12 protein-coding genes are annotated in these 18,419 nt (G+C 48.0%); 10 read left to right on the top strand and 2 right to left on the bottom strand.

Annotated features, from left to right (window positions below):
- From AC0YNT_RS15510 to AC0YNT_RS15495, 4 genes are all read left to right on the top strand, one after another.
- On the top strand, positions 1-438 hold the full coding sequence (locus AC0YNT_RS15510) for a DUF6376 family protein (protein ID WP_475805423.1): 438 nt from the start codon (positions 1-3) through the stop codon (positions 436-438).
- Between the two features lie 78 nt (positions 439-516).
- On the top strand, positions 517-1,053 hold the full coding sequence (locus tag AC0YNT_RS15505; RefSeq protein WP_475805422.1) for a hypothetical protein: 537 nt from the start codon (positions 517-519) through the stop codon (positions 1,051-1,053).
- A 157-nt stretch (positions 1,054-1,210) separates the two neighbouring features.
- The gene (locus AC0YNT_RS15500; protein ID WP_475805421.1) at positions 1,211-1,969 is read left to right on the top strand and encodes a cyclase family protein; all 759 of its coding nucleotides are present in this window, start codon (positions 1,211-1,213) and stop codon (positions 1,967-1,969) included.
- A 27-nt stretch (positions 1,970-1,996) separates the two neighbouring features.
- The gene (locus AC0YNT_RS15495) at positions 1,997-3,208 is read left to right on the top strand and encodes a winged helix-turn-helix domain-containing protein (RefSeq protein WP_475805420.1); all 1,212 of its coding nucleotides are present in this window, start codon (positions 1,997-1,999) and stop codon (positions 3,206-3,208) included.
- Positions 3,209-3,289: 81 nt separating this feature from the next.
- On the opposite strand, the gene AC0YNT_RS15490 is transcribed toward AC0YNT_RS15495, so the two are convergent.
- Positions 3,290-3,556, bottom strand: a complete 267-nt coding sequence (locus AC0YNT_RS15490; RefSeq protein WP_475805419.1) for a hypothetical protein — start codon at positions 3,554-3,556, stop codon at positions 3,290-3,292.
- Positions 3,557-3,823: 267 nt separating this feature from the next.
- On the opposite strand from AC0YNT_RS15490, the gene AC0YNT_RS15485 reads away from it, so the two are divergent.
- The 6 genes from AC0YNT_RS15485 to AC0YNT_RS15460 all read left to right on the top strand — a co-directional run bounded on the left by AC0YNT_RS15485 (position 3,824) and on the right by AC0YNT_RS15460 (position 17,237).
- Entirely contained in the window at positions 3,824-6,895 is a 3,072-nt protein-coding gene (locus AC0YNT_RS15485) for an NHL repeat-containing protein (RefSeq protein WP_475805418.1), read from the top strand.
- Positions 6,892-8,808, top strand: coding sequence for a pentapeptide repeat-containing protein (locus tag AC0YNT_RS15480; RefSeq protein WP_475805417.1), 1,917 nt, complete (start codon positions 6,892-6,894; stop codon positions 8,806-8,808). Before AC0YNT_RS15485 ends, AC0YNT_RS15480 begins: the two co-directional genes overlap by 4 nt.
- Before the next feature lie 191 nt (positions 8,809-8,999).
- A complete protein-coding gene (locus tag AC0YNT_RS15475; RefSeq protein WP_475805416.1) occupies positions 9,000-9,800 on the top strand; it encodes a methyltransferase domain-containing protein in 801 nt (266 codons plus the stop codon).
- A gap of 92 nt (positions 9,801-9,892) precedes the next feature.
- Positions 9,893-10,963 (top strand): spore photoproduct lyase, encoded by a 1,071-nt coding sequence (gene splB, locus AC0YNT_RS15470; protein ID WP_475805415.1) that lies wholly within the window; start codon positions 9,893-9,895, stop codon positions 10,961-10,963.
- A gap of 227 nt (positions 10,964-11,190) precedes the next feature.
- Positions 11,191-13,833, top strand: a complete 2,643-nt coding sequence (locus tag AC0YNT_RS15465; protein WP_475805716.1) for an NPCBM/NEW2 domain-containing protein — start codon at positions 11,191-11,193, stop codon at positions 13,831-13,833.
- 203 nt (positions 13,834-14,036) lie between these two features.
- Positions 14,037-17,237: a fibronectin type III domain-containing protein gene (locus AC0YNT_RS15460; protein WP_475805414.1), complete on the top strand. Its 3,201-nt coding sequence runs from the start codon at positions 14,037-14,039 to the stop codon at positions 17,235-17,237.
- A gap of 71 nt (positions 17,238-17,308) precedes the next feature.
- Here AC0YNT_RS15460 and AC0YNT_RS15455 read toward each other — a convergent pair whose 3' ends face one another.
- Positions 17,309-18,403 carry a GerAB/ArcD/ProY family transporter gene (locus tag AC0YNT_RS15455; RefSeq protein ID WP_475805413.1) on the bottom strand — a complete coding sequence of 365 codons (1,095 nt, stop codon included), beginning with the start codon at positions 18,401-18,403 and terminating at the stop codon, positions 17,309-17,311.
- Positions 18,404-18,419: the final 16 nt, after the last annotated feature.

The following is an 18,419-nucleotide window of genomic DNA, read 5'->3' as shown; positions in this document are numbered from 1 at the left end:
ATGAAACGATTGATGATACTATTATTGGTTCTTTCGACAATGATGTTAAGTGCGTGTACTTTCTTACAAGAAGCAAACAACTCCTTACAGTATGTAGATCAAGCTACAGAACATATAAATACACTTACTAATTTTGCAGAACAAGCACCACAAATGATTCAAGATGCTGCCACGAATCCTGAAACCAAGCAAAAGCTTGAAGATCAATTAATGTCGTTAAAAAAGGAAATCGAACAATTTAATTTGATCGACGCCCCTTCGATTGCGAAAGATCTACATCAACAATTGGTTGATAAAAACAAAGAATTGTTACAAGAGATTAATCAAGCGCTGGCTAACGGTCATCTCGCACTGGATCAGCTTCAGAATTCACAAATTATAACAACCATAAACAATATAATCAGCTTTCAGAATCGAATTGAAAATCTAGGATTATAATTGCTGCACGATAGGCGTTGTAGAGATAACGGCTTCTTTCGGGTATACTAGAAGGCAATAAAGGCTTGGAGGGATATTATGGATCGAGGCGTCCGTAAAGTGCCGTTTGGTTACGTTGAGGAAAAGGACTCCCATTCAGGGAAAGGAACGCTGGTGTATTACGATACGTTCCAGGATGTAACGGAGCAACAGCTGACACATGCAGCGGCATTGGCAAAAGCACGGTCGTTCGCGAAGCTTGTTCTATATCCCTTGCATGAGGAAACGGCAAGACGAATGTGGAAACGTCCGATTGAGCCTTACTACATGCGAGAAGATCGCTTGTTTGATTGGCGTCGGGAAAGTGGAGACGATGGCGCGATTACCGTGGAAAATTGGGAGGGTAAACGGAAGAAGTACACACCTATTGAAGCAGCTATCCGTCATTTGATGGATGTCTATCCGCAGCCACTGTTCCTATATGTATCGCCAGAAACGGCAAACGCATTCGCCTCGTTTAGTTCTTTCGAGGAGTGGATCGGAAAGCTTCGTCTAATCATAACCGAACCGCCGCCGGACGCTCACCCCAATCTCACGAAGTTCAGACATCGATGGGATGCAGACGAGAAAAGCTGATCAGATATAACAACGAATTAAGGTCGCGTAAATCGCGGCTTTTTTTGTGTTTAGACAGAACCAATGATTGCAGTTCCGTTGTCCATCATATGATCTTGAAATTGGAGCAATATGGTATAATGGGTTTGAAATTCGGGAGACAAGGGAGAAATAAAAGATGAAGCTGATCGACTTAAGCGTACCTATTAGTCCACGTATTCAAGAACCACTTCCGGCAAAGATCGAGTATTCGAGCCATGAAGCAGGGGCACTGCAAGCCGCGACGATTCTCGGACTTAAGCAGGAGGATTTTCCAGAAAGCAAAGCATGGGCGACGGAAACCGTGACCCTTAATACACATGCCGGTACTCATATCGACGCACCATGGCACTACTGGCCAACATCGGAAGGGAAACAAGCAAGAACAATTGATGAAATGCCCCTCGAATGGTTTTATTCTGACGGTGTAGTGCTTGATTTCAGCACCAAGCCGCCGGGATACGAGATTACGACGGACGACCTGAAAGCTGAGTTACAACGAATAGACTACACATTGAAACCTTATGATATTGTTCTCATTCGTAGTGATGCGGACAAACGCTTGTACAACGAACATTACGCATTCCTACATGCCGGTGTATCAGCAGAAGCAACGGTGTGGCTGCTGGATCAAGGCATCAAGGTAGTTGGTACTGACGGCTGGGGCTGGGATATCCCGCTCAATCTGCAAGCTGAAGCATACAAAAAGCAGCCTAAGGAAGGCGTCCTATGGGCAGCGCATTATGTCGGTAAGGACCGGGAATATTGCCAGATTGAGAAGCTGGCCAATTTGGATCAGATCCCTAAACCGTTTGGGTTCAAAGTATCCTGCTTCCCGATTAAAGTGGAGAAGGCGAGTGCAGGCTGGGCACGTCCGGTCGCAATCGTGGAGGATTGAGACTGACAACAGGGGAGGAAACGATCTTTGATTCATACTACAAAACAAGGTCTCAGACGTTTTCTATTAGAAAAACAACTGCTGTTGCAACCACGGCTCAACGAAATGATCAGTAGGGAGCAGGTACTGGACGTCATACGTCAACTAGAATGCGTGCAAATCGATCCAGTTGCTGCTGTTCGAGCCAATCAGCATTTGGTGTTGTCTGCCCGAATAGCCAACTATGAACCCAGCCTAATGAATGAATTACTCAGTAATCATGAAGTGTTCGAGTACTTTGCTAATGCAGCATGCATGATCCCTATGGAGCATTACCCTATATTTCAGCCTACCCGGACACGAATTCGTGAGTATACGTTATCCGCGTTGGAAGCTTTGCAGCCTGTACCAGAGCAGGTAATGGACAAGCTTCAGGATGAAGGACCATTACCAGCTAGAGCTTTTGAATCGGAAATGCGGGTACATGGTTATTGGGAAAATTCAAATGCCAAAGCAAAAACAAAAGCAACCTCCCATGCGATAAACCTATTGACTGATGCGGCTCACATTCGCATTGTCGGAAGGGAAGGCAATCAGAGGCTATTTGATCTGGTAAGTCGCAGCGTTCCGAATGAGCTGCTCCAGACAGCTGAAGATCTAGATATGGAGGAAGCAGAGCGGTTAATGCTGCTTAAATATTTCCGTGCTTACCGTGTATTCGAGCCATCAGACTCTCGTTTTGGCTGGTTGAAGCTGAGTGCAGCTGAGCGCCGTGAAGCGATCAAGCAATTTATTCAATGCGGCATCATCACGGAGGTAGCGGTAGAAGATCTTAAGCACCCTTATTATGTATTGTCTTCAGATGTGGAACGGGTAATGGCACACCGTGAGGAAGCTGCTGATAAGGATAATAGCTATTTAGAAGCGAAAGCCGAACAGATTACTTTTTTACCACCATTGGATAATATGCTTTGGAGCCGTAAACGGCTTGAGGATTTATTTCATTTTGAATACCGTTGGGAGATCTACACGCCTGCGGACAAAAGAAAGTATGGCTATTATGCGATGCCAATACTAGCTGGAGATAGATTAATCGGCAGAATGGACCCGCGCCTCAACCGGAAAGAAAATTTGCTTAAGGTGGAACTGCTGCATTTTGAACCTGAAGCTCATATTACAGCACAGCTGCGCAAAAACGTGAAGAAAGCCATACAATTGTTTGCAAAAGCTAATGGTGTGGATCATGTTCAATATTCTTAGTTCTGTATAGGCGTTGTGAAGGGCTAAGGCAAGGCGATGCAAAGAAAAGGCTGCAGATTATGGATCTGCAGCCTTTTTGCGTTATACAAGCCTTTTAGTACGGTGGGGCGGAAGATGAACCGCAACTCCAATTACGATTACTTTGCTGCCTTTTGGGTACGTTTGAATAACGACTGGAAAAGTCTTTCCGCTTGCAGTGGTGTTGGTCAAAGTAATGACGGAATGATGGGAGGTGGCTGTGTAGATAGCTTTAGAACCTGAGAAAGACCTTTTCCAATTTTTATCAAAGTAGAGAATCTCGTCCCGCATATCATGTACCGTGTAATTTCGTTCCAACCTAGCAGCCATAATCGAACACTTCCTTGTCCTAATATGAAATGGATTCTCTTAAGGATATGCAAGATTAATAGATTGGATTGTTCTGCTGCCTAGAGGCTGCAAAATAGAGACAACCTGACATTAATTAAGGGCTCGAAAGGAAAGAAACTTAACGGAAAATGGAGGTTATTTTGGTAGGTCTAGAGACTTATTTCATATATTCATGGCATTGACTATACTATGCATGTTGGTATCTGGATAATGTTACCAAAAAATTTGATTTGAAAGGGGTAATTTATGTTAATTAGCCAACCGACAGTCAGAAATCTTAATGTACATTATGATCTCCGATTTCTGGGTGACACGGGACAAAATGAACCACTCATTCTAAGAGCAGGAGGCGTATCGTATCCACTTGTAAGACATAATTTCGATTCATTAAGCGCCAATGGTTTTGAGTACGAGTCCGAAGTCCTGCCTCCCACTCATTATGTTGTCTCCGTCCCCCACGACACTTCCAAGGTTCAATTCATTCGCGTCTACGGTCTACCAGACAATCAAGGTATCCCCACGCTGAAGGCAGCAGCCATCTCTACATCTACTATCGGGAAAGTATTCTCTGCGGCCGATACAGTCAAAGCCATCCTATTTCTTAATCCAAGCATAACGGTCCTAACGCCTGACCACACAGACACCGTGTTAAATCATATGGATGATTCCGACGAGCTTCGCCAAATGGTCATGATGCTCGAGCAGTTGAAGGACACCTGGAATACAGCAACGATCATAACGGACGATAAGGGCCAGCCCGTTATGGACAAGGCAGGAAAGCCGTTCTACACCTATGAGCTTCACCCGTACTTGTTGAATCTATCCGCAGGTGCTTCAGCTAGCATCAAGAGCAAGATTTATAGTGATCCTAGCTTGCGTGGGATCCGCTGGAATGTACAGGCAGGAATCAGCCACATTACGGAAAATCAGGAAAATCCATCAGCCTTAGCTGCAAGTCAGAGCGGATATCACTACAATTTGAAGGATGGCGGACCGCAATACGGCATTTCAGTAGCGGTTGAGAAGCTGTCCAATTCGTTCGAGCTTGATCTGAAGGTGACTAATTCGTTCATCCGGCATATGTCAGTCTACGCGACATTCTATAAGGGGGATGGTATTACTCCCATTGAGATGAATAGCGATGCTTTGCTTGCTCTGCTGAGGGGAGAAAATCTTCTCGAAGTAAAGGAATGGATGGATGCACTTGGTGAGGCGGAGCAGCTTCTTCTTGGTACCAAGTCGCTCAAGTTCATCGGCAACGTCAGCCCGGAGGGAACCTTCCTTGGTATACCTGTAACGGAATCTTCTTCGTTGTTCTCGTTCCAATTGCCTTCCGCTGACCCTATCGGCAAGCTCCGTTTATCCATCGGAAGTCTAGGCAACGGCAATTCACATTCCGATGCGGATCCGAGCGCGGCGTGGATTGGAATCGGGGCAACTTCACTGATGGAATTGGTCATCCCAACCGTCTCCCTGATCATGACGGTAGGTACTGAGAGCAGCAAGATGTTCGATACGCTCTTCAAAAAAGTGAAATTTATCGCTCCAACCGTCTATTCCATCTATACGGTCGTCAAGGATATCATCAACGACTCAAGTAATACAGGCAACGATGTGAAAAACATGATTACCTCGCTTGCGGACAGGATTGTCTCCACGATTCTCACTGGTTCAGAATTTGCAGCAGAGCTAGCTGCGATATTGTCTACCGAGGAGCTCGAAGAAGCGATTCCTGTCGTAGGTTGGGGACTAAAGGCGTTGGCACTGGAGGGAACTGTCGCTCAATTGGCTCAAACCGTTGGCGAGGTTATCGCTTCTCCCCGTGTGGTCGATTTTGAACTAACCGTTACAATGGATGCATCGATATCTCTCATTGCCGAAGCAGATGACGGGCAGCAGCCGGAATTCGCAGCTACCGCAGCCTATTATATCGTCACAGCGCAATATAGCGACAATACAACCCGTACATACAGAGGTGTTATTCCAGATCCGAAGGCAGCAAGTATATCATTCGAGCTAAAGAACGTCCCAGTCGGCGGGAAAGTAACTTTCCTGGCTGCTGTATATTCCAAGGAAGGATGGCTTGTTGGCGGAGGAAAATCTGACTTACTAGATAATCTGCTTACACCAGACAAAGACCAATTGGTCGTCTCCGTGAACGTAAAGCAGATGCTGTATCCGTTGAATGAACAGACGACCTACATGCATAACCAGCTGCTGGTCCAGCAGGATGGCCAATATTCGTGGCAGCAGACTGCTGCGCCTCCATCAGAAACAGCTGAAAACCTCGGAACAGGGGGGAGCGGACATGTGCTGGAGAATCTAGCGGGATTGACGCTGAATTCTAATATGGGGCTGCTAGGCTATGCTTGGCAAGCATCCGGGATGAATATTCCGCCTGTCGATGGTGACAACGGGGATAATCTGCAGCTGTATGCTTTCAAGAACATTGCATATGGTCCGAATCCTAATGCAGGGGTAATGAATACGCCGCAAGGCTTCAATAAAGCTCCGTTGCTTGCTTATCCTCAGTTGGGAGCGGAAACAGGAGCTGCCGAATATTTTTATCTGGATCCAACAGGTGACTCAGAGCACGGTTATCACCTGAGACGGATCAAACCAATCAATGATCCTTCGGTCCCGCAGAACAGTCCGGATCGAGAATTCGACCTTTCGGTAGGAGAAAGCTGGGGACGATTCAATCTGCTCCCCGCATCCATGGCCTATCATTCCAATGGATATGTTGTAGCCGTCAATCCCGCGTATCCCGTCATGCAGGTTCTTCAGTTACCTTCCAGCGGACAATCGGACGACCAAGCACCATGGGCGATGATCACGCTTGGGCCAGGTACGAGGGAGGGACTTTTGCTTCAGCCAGAGCTGGTGGCGGTAGCTCCAAATCAGACCGTGTATGTATTAGAGAAAGGTAACCAGCGAATTCAAGCTTTCAGCCGTGGTGGTCATCCAGTAGCCGCTTTTGCCGATCCCGCGTATCCGTATTGGATCAGCTTGGTGAACCACGATGCTGCTCAGGATGTGAAGTATCTCGCTATGAGCGTAGAAATTCAAGGCCACATCTATGTACTAAGCCAATATGGCAACGGTTATGAGGCTGATCAGTACTATCTGGATATTTACACGCCTGCCGGCAGCCATTTAGTTACACAGAGAGGATTGGTCGCTGCGTCAATGGCCGTTGACCTCTGGCGGAATCTGTATACCTTGAACTTCCAACAAATCAGCTCTCCAACAGGCCGTACGGAGCCCTCGGTCAGCGAATGGACGCCAAGCACGCCAAGAAAGGATGGGATCCAATGAATCCTATTACAAAGTGGACATTCAACACAGACACGCTTGGATATGTAGAATCCTTTTATGAAGAATATTACTATGCAGGTGGATTTGCTATCGTTGGTATAGGTGGAGGTGGAACGACTAGTGAATTTAACATTTATAACTTAGGCGGCAGCCTGGTTGCCATTCAGGACCCTTTCGCGAACTGGTATTGGAACAGCCACTACAGTGACACGATGATGCTGTGGAATAATATCGATCACAATTTTACGTCCGACCATATCGGGGATGAACAAAAGTTTAAGCTTATCAATCGAGGCCATGGACAGGTATCCTTACAATCCACAGCGGGACCAAATGCCGGGAAATATTTGCAATCCGTCAATGGCGGCTGGTACCCTGTCAACTTTGGCTTTGGGGATGGCACTTTAGTATTGAAGGAAGAAGGTTCTCTATTCAAGGTAGGGGGAAGTCTCTTACCTATTTTGATCATTACGAACTCTGCACGAGATTTGGATTTGTCCGGTGCAGATTTATCTGGACTGAACCTGGATAATGCAGATCTTACGAATGCCATCTTTACAGGGGCAGACTTCACCAAGGTAAAATCCTTTCATAACGCACAGTTCGTCTCTGCCAATCTGCAGCAAGCTAAATTTGATGGTCTATGCTTGAATGGTGCCAATTTCTCGTATGCCGATTTCAGTGGAACGGATTTAACGAAGATATTACCTTCACCATCCCAGCTCTCCCATGCCATGCTGATCAAAGCCAATTTGAGGGGAGTAGATTTGTCCAAGTCTAATCTGACGTACGCGAACCTGAGCGGCGCGATATTGGACGGAGCAAACTTGAACGGAGCGGACTTGACAGGCGCAGACTTAACCGGTGCATCCCTTATGAACACAAAGCTGGACGGCGCGATTATGCATAATACTCGGTTTGACCATTGTGATCTATCGCAAGTATCTTTCCAGTATCCGCCTGATTTCACCAGATCTGAGAAGGATCGCACCTCATTCGTCCAAGCAGTTGTACCGTATAAGCTTCTCGGCAGCGACTGGTCTTATCTGGATCTTTCCGAAGCCAACATCACAGATATCCCCGAAACCTTGGCCGATTTGAATGCAAACTATGCGCTGCTGCCGGATGGATTAGATTTCAGCAAAAAAGATCTGCACAGCGCTTCTTTCAATGGAAGCCGGATGTATGAGATTCAGCTTCAGAATGCCAACTTGGAGAAGGCACAGCTCACCCATGCACGGCTGAAAGGGGCCAAATTAACTGGCGCTAATCTATCGATGGCTAATTTGGACAGTGCCTACCTGATTTCTGAGAATGCCTCGTCTCCAGGAGACCCAGTTAAGCATGAAGCGGCAGTCGTAGATGATGCGTTCCTCATCAACACGAATCTGACTGGTTCTTTCTGCGATGGGGTAGACTTCTCGGGCTCGCTGTTTATGACGTATGCTGCTCTGGATCCGGATGGAATTGCAAGCGCAAAGAGTGCAACGATGAATCTTGCCAAATTCAATAAAGCCATATTGATTCAAGCTGAATTCGATAACGCGCAACTAGCTGGAAGTGATTTTAGCAATGCTATATTGGTCGGAGCAAGCTTCAAGCAAGCGCAATTGATTCCCGCTACACAGCCGCCTAACCCTGATGCCAGCTTCTACGAAGCGGATTTGCGTGGAGCAGACTGTACCGGCGCCAATATGGATGGGCTTGATATGCGGTCAGCGCAAGTATCGACCGGGCAGGGCGAATTTAATCAAGTGTACAAGGATTACTACGGGGTTCCTATACCTGTAATACTGTCGTATTCCGCTACAGTGCTAGGAAACACAACTACCGGCACAACATGCCCGGATGGCTCCAGGGGACCTTGCCATTTGAAGCTGATGACAACAGCCTTTTCCAGTGATGAGCAGTAAATAACTATAAGTAAGAACAGGCAAATGAGGAGGACTTATCCTCCTCATTTGCCTGTTCTTTTTAATTGGATTATTGAAAACTTACTTGATCTTCAACTATCTTAGCCATATACAGGCATACTGGAACGAGTTATCCGTATATCCTTGATACATCTAGTTCCACATGAATATAAGAGAGGAGAGGTTCATCTATGACTGATTATACAGAAAGCAACCGTATGCATTGGAATGCCCGCACCGCTGTCAATGCAGCCAGATATGACATAGAAGGATTCAAGGCAGGCAAATCCAACCTTACGCCAATTGAACTCGAGGAGTTACGCAATGTAGCAGGCAAGTCGTTGCTGCACCTCCAATGTCATTTTGGTCTGGATACACTCTCCTGGGCTCGACTTGGTGCACACGTTACCGGGGTGGATTTTTCGGAAGATGCGATTGTAATCGCTAATCAATTGAGTCAAGAAACAGGACTAGACGCTCGGTTTCTCTGCACGGACATCTACAAACTACCCGAAGTAATGGACGAAAAATTCGATATCATCTATACGTCAGGAGGTGTCTTGTTTTGGCTCTCCGATCTTGGTCAGTGGGCGAAGATCATCGCACATTTTCTCAAACCAGGTGGTATTTTTTACCTTCAGGATGAGCATCCGTTTCTAAATGTCTTTGATGATTCTTCCGATGTGACGGATTTGCAAACACGCTACCCTTACTTTCACACGGAGCAACCACTTCGAATTGAGGGCTTCTTGCCATATTCTGATCCTGCGACCAATCAACAGAGCGTCGAATATGTCTGGAGCTACAGCTTCAGCGATATCCTCAATGCTTTAATTGCTGCTGGCCTGCGGCTCGACTATCTTCATGAGTTCTCTCATGGAAGCAACCGACGTTACCCATTTATGGAACAGGGGAAGGACGGACAATGGCGATGGAAAGACTCAACCAACGATATTCCTCTCACGTTCTCGCTGCAAGCTACAAAGATTTGACACAGGCAGTTGTGGTACTTCTTTTTGAATGAAAATGAATGATTAGTCCACCCTAAAGATGAATGTAAAGTGATCTTTGAGGGGGATTCGCTTTGTCAAATTCATCAGGGTTAGTGTTAACTCCACCAGCACGTGATACCAAGGTATTTGTTCCGGAACTCGTATATTTTGAACCGGATGCACTAAACTATCCGAAAGGCCAAAGAATACATGAATGGGCTGTAGAGCAAGGACTTCCGATACGTATGACAACCTCTCATAACCGAATAACCAATTTACCGGGAGAGAGTGATCTTGAGAAGTATAGGATAGCCAAAAGAACTCTTGTCGTTGGCATCCGGAAAACCTTGAAATTCGACCAGTCCAAGCCTTCTGCTGAATATGCCATTCCAATAGCTACAGGATGTATGGGCCATTGCCATTATTGTTATCTTCAGACTACTCTTGGAGCAAAGCCTTATATCCGTGTCTACGTTAATACTGGAGATATTCTAGAGCAAGCTGAAAAGTATATCCAGGAACGCGCCCCGGAGATTACCCGATTCGAAGCAGCGTGTACTTCTGATCCAGTAGGTCTCGAGCATATCTCTGGTTCGCTGAAGGAATATATCGAATTTATGGGACAGCAGCCGCTTGGCCGCCTTCGTTTTGTTACGAAATATCACCATGTTGAGCCGCTGCTTGATGCGAAGCATAACAAGCACACTCGTTTTCGTTTCAGTGTCAATGCGGACTATGTCATTAAGCATTTCGAACCAGGAACTTCGAACTTTTACGAACGAATTACCGCAGCCGGTAAGGTTGCTCACGCTGGTTATCCACTTGGATTTATTATTGCCCCTATTATTTGGCATGAAGGCTGGGAAGATGGTTATGCCGAGCTTATAAGTCAATTAAGAAAAGCACTTCCACCTGAAGCAAGATCCGATTTAACTTTCGAATTAATTCAGCACCGGTTTACGAAAACGGCTAAAAACATTATTCAGCAACGGTATCCAAAATCCAAGCTGGAAATGGACGAAGAGAACCGCAAGTACAAGTGGGGTCGTTGGGGTCAAGGCAAATACGTATATCCTGATGATCAGGCTGCCGCACTTAAACAATTTTTATACAAACAGATCAATGATCATTTTCCAGAAGCGAAAATCGAATATTTTACGTGATTTGGTTCACGAGACGTTAGTCCGCAGGGTAAACCTGCGGGCTTTTCGTTTTTTGTACAGTATATACAAAACGATTAATACAGTAATTAACTCGAATCACACCATCGTTGTGCTGTTATTCGAGAATTGAACAGTTTCCATGATCCGTGGCTTCGTGCACGATGGTAGAGCGGAGACGGAATGACTGACTCCGCTCCCATTCCAAGCACGAAGGAGAGATAACAGTGATGAAATCCAAACGGACGGTGACCGGATTGTTCTTGTCGCTGGTTCTGTTGACCTCAGCATTCCCGTTGCCGGCAGCAGCAACAGCAGCGGCGCCAGCTGGAGGAAACATGATCTCAGCAGCAGATTACGGCGCAAACGGCCAGGATGGTCTGGACGATAGGGCAGCAATTCAAGCGGCTGTGGATGCGGCTTCAGCTGGCGATACCGTTCTTATTCCGAAGGGTACGTATCAGTTGTCAGGCACGGTGATGGGAAAGTCGGACGTTTCCATTAGAGGCGAGAAACGAGATAAGACGATCATTCAGTTCACCTCAGAAGCAGATACATACATGTTCTACCTGCATAATGTAACGAACGCTTCGGTATCAGACTTGACGTTGGATGCAGAGCAGAGCCAGATTGCAATGTCGGCTGTCGTGTCCGAAGGCGGAAGCAAAAACAAGATGAACAATCTTAAAGTTCAGAACTTTATTGCGACGGAAGGCTTTGGCCCGCATGCCTTGTACGTTGTAGGTTCGACTCATGTTAGCATTACGAATAATAAGATCACTAATATTGGAACCGCTTCCATTTGGGGCGCAGGCGTTCGAGCAGGCTGGGGTTCGTCGGATGTACTGGTGGAGAACAACGTCATCGCGGATACAGGTCGTGGCGGCATTCTTGTCAACGACGACAGTCCAGGTGCTGTCATTCGTTCCAACAAAATAACTGGCTCAGGATTGAAGGAGCACGGCTTGTCTATTGAGCTGCATACGAACGTGGATAACTCCATCATTGAGGACAATGTAGTTGATTTCTGGATCAGCGCAGTTCGTTCCGACACTGTGGCGGTTCGCCGTAACGTCGTGAAACCAACAGACGGCAGGGTAGGCAGTATCGGCCTTGAGGTAATGGCAGACAACGCTGTAACAACTGACAATATCGTAGACGGAGGCCAGCAAGTAGGCATACAACAATCTCCGGGTACCGGTCATCAGCTTTGGGGCTATAACGTCGTCAAAAATATGGTCATGTGGGGAATGCAGCTGCAGGGCGAAGGTACAGGGGAAATCGAACAGTTCCAATATTTCTACAAGAACAGCTTCATTAATACACAGGAGGGTAACCCTGCCGCTGCGTATCCGGGTTATGACGGGAACGGTGTACGGATTCATGGCAGCTCGCAAAACCTGACGTTCGACAGCAATATTATCTCGGGCAATGGGCGTAAAGGCATAGAATTCACAGGAGCAGCGGGCGTCGACCGGCTTAGCTTCATTAATAATATTGTTACGGGCAACAAAGGCGTCGCTGTTGATCCATATCCATCTGCGGCTGGACACCTGGAATGGAAAGGGAATATCGTACTCCGCAACGGCAGTAACGAGCAGCCGGTATCGCGCGGCTTTACCAATCCAAAGCCGACGGCGGATTTCGAAACACCAACTCTCGTACGTGTCGGTGAACCGGTTACATTTGTGAACAAATCGAAAGACAACGGCTCCATATCGCATCAGCTGTGGGACTTTGGTGCTGGACTTCCGAGTGCAAGCAAACAGCCTACCTACGTATACGACCGGCTTGGCTCATATCGAGTGACATTGGTCGTCTGGGATAACGAAGGTCGCGCTAGCCTTAAGGAACGTATCGTGCTCGTGCGTCCAGGTAAGCCGGATACACAAGCACCGTCTGTTCCAAGTGGTCTCGTCTCGCCATTGCAAACCGATGAGACGATTGCTCTGAGTTGGAATTCGGCAGCGGACAACATTGGGGTCGTCAGCTACGACGTGTATGTGGATGGGACGCTTGCTGGATCTACTGCTCCGGGAGAATTGACCTATCTCGTAAACGGGCTTTCCCCTTTGACAACATACAGCATTACGCTCCGTGCCAAAGATGCTGCGGGCAACATATCTCCTCCAAGTGCAGCGCTGGCGGTCGCGACCGAGGCACCCGATGCAGAGCCTCCAAGCAAGCCGGCTGGTCTGACCGCTGCTACAAGCGGCTTAACAAGCGTCAGCCTGAGCTGGATGGCGTCTACTGATAATAAGGCGGTTACGGGATATGAGGTCTATCGAGGCGATAATCTGATCGGGACGACAACGGGTTTAACCTATGAGGCAACAGGCTTGATGCCCGGAACATGGAATACGTTCACAGTCAAGGCTAAGGACGCTGCAGGTAACACTTCCGAAGTAAGTGATTTGGCTACGGCCGTTCAAGCCGCGCCTCTTGGCGATGTGTATTTGAGCGATTATAACTGGGACAGCGGAACCGCGGGCTGGGGCAGCATCATGCGAGACAAATCCTCTGACGGCAGGCCAATTACACTAAATGGCGTCGAATACCCTAAAGGGCTTGGTACGCATGCCGCTTCGGAAATCGTCTACACGGTAGGTGGAGCGTACAGCCGTTTCCTCGCTAAGGTAGGCGTGGACGACGAGACGTATGGCAACGGAGCAGTATCCTTTGAGGTATGGCTTGATGGCTTACTTGCTTACAACAGCGGCGTCTTGACCGCAGATTCGGAGACAGCATCGATCAATCTGGATATCAGTAGTGCGCAGGTTCTTAAGCTGGTCGTTACAGATGGCAGCAACGGCACCGATTGGGATCATGCGGATTGGGGAGATGCCCACATCGTATTCGACATTGGTGAATAGAGACGCGGTGAAAGTTATCTAAAAGACGGATGGAGCAAGTCAAGGAGGCCGTACCATTACGGACGGCTCCTTGGATCCATTTTATTGAATGAAGGGAGGTGAGTAATGAACCATAATGCCAAGCATCAGAGAGGAAGCTCTTTACGGGTTAGCCGTAAATGTCTGCATGTCATTATTCTTATGTAGAAAGCGAGAGTGAACTCATGAAACAAGCGAAGTCATTAAAGACATCTAAGCCGAACAAAAAAATTGTAAGTCTCTTATGCTCGGCGGCCTTGCTGCTTCCCCTCATACCGGCGACGACTGCTTACGCGGCATCTTTAGACGTTACGGCTTATGGTGCTAACGGCACTGACACCGGCGACGACAGTGCGGCCTTCCAAGCAGCTGTCAATGCAGCGTCCAGCGGCGACACGGTATTTATCCCGAACGGCACGTATTACTTGGGCAGTGCGGTGAGCGGAAAGTCAGGCGTCAAAATTACAGGCCAAAGCCGTGATAACACGATTATCGAATACTCTTCTTCGACCGCTAATACGTTCTTCTCACTCTACAACTTGTCCGGCGCTGAAGTGTCTTCGATGACTCTGGACGCAAACAACAGCGGGGTACCTCAATCTGCGGTTGTGTCGGAGAATGGCAGCGGCAACAAAATATTGAATCTCAAGGTAAAAGATTTTGGTATGTCCTCGGGCTTTGGTCCATTCGCGTTGTATGGGGTCAACACAGACAATTTGACAATCAAAGACAATGTGGTCACGAACATCGGCGTCAATTCAGACTGGGGCGGCGGCGTACGCGTAGGCTGGGGCTCGGATCATTCCCTGATCGAAAATAACTACGTCGCAGACACAGGCCGCGGCGGTATCTTCGTCAACGACGACAGCCCTTATGCCATCGTTCGTGGTAATACGATCACTGGCACCGGCCAGCAGATGGAAGGTCTCGGCATCGAGCTACATACCAATGTCGATTATTCCCTAGTCGAGAACAATACGGTCGACCACTGGATCAGCACGGTGCGCTCCGCCTATATCGCGGTCCGCAATAACTATGTAGGATCGAGCACAACAGTGGGCAATATGGGTCTCGAAGTCATGGTCGATCACGGCGTCACATCCGGCAACCTTGTCGACGGCGGCCAGCAGGTTGGCATGCAGCAATCACCGGGTACGGGATACCAGCTCTGGAACTATAACACGGTACAGAACATGGTCATGTGGGGGATGCAGCTGCAGGGTGAAGGAACGGGGCAGACAGAGCAGTTCCAGTATTTCTATAAAAACACGTTCAAAGACGGTGCGTCCGGTAATCCGGCTGCAGCTTATCAGGGGTATGACGGCAACGCAATCCGTATTCATGGCAATACGCAAAATATTACGTTCGACAGCAACACAATTACGAACAACGGCCGCAAAGCAATTGAAATTACGACTGCTGGCGGAACGGATCGCCTTAGCTTCATTAACAATACGATTACGAATAATGGCGGGCCATCTATTGACCAATATCCATCCTCCGCGTCGAATCTGGAGTGGAGCAACAATACCGTCAGCGGTAATGGTACGAATACGCAGCTTACAAGCAGAGGCTTCAGTGATCCGAAACCGGTCGCGAACTTCACAGCTCCTCTGACTGTACAGCTCGGTCAATCCGTGACCTTCACGAACACATCGACCGATAACGGCACAATCGTCGAGAATTTATGGGATTTAGGCGAAGGTCTGCCAGTCACAACTGCCAGCCCAACGTATACGTACCAGAAGCCTGGAACGTACCAAGTTATTCTCGGCGTATGGGATAATGGCGGTCGTGCCAGCGTGAAGGAACAGACGATTACGGTAAACGCAGGACCACCAGATACGACGGCGCCAACAACACCAACGAATTTGACGTCCCCATCGAAAACTGATACGACAGTTACATTGACGTGGACGGCTTCAACGGACAATATCGGCATTGCCGGTTATGACGTTTACAAAGATGGTGTATTGGCCGGTTCAACGGTAGGCTCGACAACAACTTCGTTTACAGTGAGCGGCTTAACCTCGAATACGGCTTACAGCTTCAAGGTGAGAGCGAAGGATGCCTCCGGCAACACATCTGCGCAGAGCAGCGCAATCAGCGTAACGACTAGCTCGATTCCGACACCGGTATGGGTGCCTTGTGCAGGCGAGAACAATCTATGCAGCTTCACCGGCACGAAGGACGTACGTTACGGTGCAGCAGGCAGCTACCATTACGGCACTTATACGAACGGGGTAATGTGCAGCAACAACACTTTTGGTGATCCGGCACCGGGTCAATATAAATCATGTGATGTAAACATGGCGGTTGGTGGTGGAGGCGGTGATACGCAGGCTCCTACGGCTCCAACAGGTCTTATATCGCCATCAAAAACATCAACCAGCGTCAATGTGTCATGGAGTGCTTCGACGGACAATGTTGGCGTAACAGGCTATGAGGTATATAACGGCTCTACGCTTGCAGGTTCAACAACCAGCACGACTTCGTTAAATGTAACGGGTCTGTCTCCAAGCACAGCATACAGCTTCACCGTGAAAGCGAAGGATGCAGCAGGTAATGTTTCGGCGGCTAGCACCGCGCTTAATGTAACGACGAATGCATCAGTTGGTGATACACAGGCTCCTACTGCTCCTACGGGACTTTCTTCGCCATCCAAAACATCATCCAGCGTCAGCCTGTCATGGACGGCCTCGACGGACAATGTAGGCGTAACCGGATATGAGGTGTATAACGGCACAACGCTTGCAGGCACAACAACCAGTACGACGTCGTTCAACGTAACAGGACTGTCGACAAGTACGGCGTACAGCTTCACCGTGAAAGCGAAGGACGCTGCAGGCAATGTTTCAGCTGCCAGCTCCGCGCTGAACGTGACGACGAACGCGTCGGGCGGTACAACAACTACCGGCTCCATTACGCGTGAATACTGGACGAATATCACGGGCAGCACAATTGCCAGCATCCCAACTAGCACAGCTCCAACGGGCACGAGCTCGCTTACTAGCTTCCAAGCACCTACGAACTGGGGCGACAATTACGGCACTCGCATCCGTGGCTATATCGTCCCTACAGTAACGGGTACGTACCAATTCTCGATCGCTGGTGACAACAACAGCGTGTTATACCTCAGCACGAACGACAATCCAGCGAATAAGACTCAAATCGGGGAAGTCGTCGACTGGGTGAACGAGCTGAGCTGGACGCAAAATTCTGGCCAGCAGTCTGGTCAGATCACACTGACAGCTGGTCAGCGTTACTACGTCGAAGTGCTGCATAAAGAAGAGGGCGGCGGGGATCATCTTGCGGTCGGCTGGAAGACACCTGGCAGCTCCACCTATTCCATCATCGACGGGGCTCATCTGGCGCCAATTCAGTAAGAAGAATGAGTGAGGATCGCAAGCGACGAGAGGTCGCTTGCGATTTTCTTTTTGTGCTTGGGCGATTAAATCTACCGATTATCTGTCTTTACCAGCTTTCTTTTCGTGGAAGTTACGATCCACAGGCATAATGGAATGGCTACCGCGCAAACGGGAATAACGATGGTTTCCCACAATTTCTGCAGTAGGATAATCGTTGCTTCATTGGGGATGCTGAGCGCAATGATAAAGATGACTGGAGCACTGAACCACATCATGCGTTTCCAATTCTTGATCCGAAACCACTGCCCCATTTCATAACTTGTCATGAACAAATACAAGGAGATTTTCGCGAACACGCCAAATATCCAAATAAATATGACGAGTATATCCAGGTTCTGAATGAAATTTAAAATGTTGATTGAACGAACCAGCATAAAATAGGGGAATCTGAGCTCCTGTGCAACCGCCGTGCCAAACACCATCAGCACCATAAGCGTTGCTATAATGAGCATGATTCCGGTTAACCAGACGCTTGCCATGGACTTCTTTAGGATGTGCTTGGAATTGGAGACAAACGACAGTAGAACCAGCAGCATAAACGATTCACCAAGAAATGAAGATGGGGCGAAGGAGGCACTCAGTATTTCTTTCAGACTCGTATCGCCCATGACCGGCAGCAAATTCCTCCATTTCGCATTAGATATATTAAGCAGGAAGCTGACCAGCAGCGTGATGATTGTCACAGGTCCTGCTATTTCGCAAAAGCGTCCGATTCCCGTAATCCCGCTGGTACCTGTTAAATAAACGGCTGCCCCCAAAATCATCACCATCAGCACCCATACTGGCGTCTGATCCAGCAGGACAAGATGAATGAAGTCTGCAAAAGAACGAAGCACATCCCCAGACAGAATAAACCACGCTGTATAATAGGGGATGGTGATTATTCTGCCAAGCCAAGTTCCCAGCAGCTCTTGACTAAATTGGGTTAGGCTCTGGCCGGGATGCTGCATCCCTACTTTGACTACCAGATAGGTGATAGCCCCGCCTAAGACACATGACAAGAGCATGGAAATCCAAGCATCTTGATTGGCTATTTCCACAGTAGGCGATATACGCAGCCAAACAGCCATCACCACTTCAGCAGTACCAACGATCCAGAATATTTGCCACCCCGTCAATTTCATATCCTCGGTCCTTTCC

It is taken from the genome of Paenibacillus sp. J22R56 (genome assembly GCF_056269375.1).
Note: the sequence above shows the minus strand (reverse complement) of the source record. Positions and strands in the feature narration are given on the sequence as shown.